At 37.3% G+C, this 1431-nt stretch carries 1 protein-coding gene; it reads right to left on the minus strand.

Annotated elements, in window-relative coordinates; genetic code table 11:
• Nucleotides 1-23 precede the first annotated feature (23 nt).
• On the minus strand, nt 24-1382 hold the full coding sequence (locus tag ACOMCU_RS27965) for a transposase (RefSeq protein WP_421052290.1): 1359 nt from the start codon (nt 1380-1382) through the stop codon (nt 24-26).
• Nucleotides 1383-1431 lie beyond the last annotated feature (49 nt).

Genomic DNA, 1431 nt, shown 5'->3' on the forward strand with positions numbered 1-1431 from the left:
CTTAAAAAAACGAATGAAATACCTTATGATGCTGTAGATTCTTGAAGATTAGTATATCTAAGTCTATCCATCGCTAGTCTGGATGCATTGTATGCAATGTGTACTAAATCGAAATGAACTTTAGCTTTTTTCCCTGTACAATGGTAAATCTGATTCAATAGAAAGTAGCCTTTTAGATAGGCATTTACACGTTCAACGGCACTTCGCGCCTTATAGAGTTGGTTCCATTTTTTCGAGCCTCTTGCTGGAGCCGTATATCGTCTAAGATCTTTTGTTATTTTCATTTTATAAACCTTTTGACATAAGCTATCGTGAGCCAATGGACAATCGTTACATTCATGAGGACGTGTATACTTTAGCGTCTCATGTTTAGCGTCATAACTGTCATAGCGATAAGAATATTCTCGTGCACAAGTTGGAGCGAAATGTTTATCAAAACCAATAGGTTCTGGTTCATTCTTTTTATTATAAGCAATGATTGATTGTGCACCCATGCGATAAACCTGTTCATAGATCGGAACGTAATCATACCCGGCATCCATCGTTGCATAGGCAATATTTAAGGAAGAGAAACGTTCTTGGATGCCTTTCAACAAGGGAATAGCTGCTTTTCCATCATTCAGACTTCCTGAAGAAAATAAGGATTGGACGATATATTGGCTTTTTGCCCCAACAGCTAAATGACATTTGAATCCATACCAAAAGACATTTTTTCCTTCGCTATTCTTTTTCACACCCCATTGGGGTTGGATAGGTACAGAAGATCGGAGTTCTGAAAGAGAGACATCTAATTGTGCGGCAATTGTCTTTTCATATAGTGGAAGATCTGCCTCTTCCTCTGCTTTTTCTAAAAGCCATTGTTCACGTTCTTCTTTCTTTTTACGGCCTCGTTTTTTCGGTTCTTTCACTAATTGTTCTTTCTTAGAAGGTGCGCAATCACGAGCTTCCACATGGGTTGCATCGATTGCGACTATTTCATTCGATACGTAACCTTCATTAATAGCCAGTAGAAGTAAACGTTCTTGAACAATATCCAATGCATTTGATTCACTGATTAATGTAATCATACGCGAATAAGAGGCTTCTGATGGGATTTCATCCGACACGAGGAAACCACAATCAACCTTGAAACGTAAATCTGTACGAAGGCGTGTTATCAAATCTTTGATAAATGGAATATGTTCAGTGATCCGAATGATTAATGAATAAATCATTGCTGGATAATTAAGCGTTTGTGGAGCGCCTAAATGGGACTTTTTCATGACAACATCAAGAATTGGGTGGATATCAATATCAGCTAAAATAGAGTTAAAACGATGGGTAGGTTCCAAATCATATAAAATTTGCATATCAAACAGGCTTTCTTGTCGTATAATAGACATAGAGCATTTCTCCAATCTGTTAATGTGTGTGTAGTAACTCTCATTATAC

It is taken from the genome of Lysinibacillus sp. UGB7 (assembly GCF_049058285.1).
Lineage (GTDB): Bacteria > Bacillota > Bacilli > Bacillales_A > Planococcaceae > Lysinibacillus > Lysinibacillus sphaericus_B.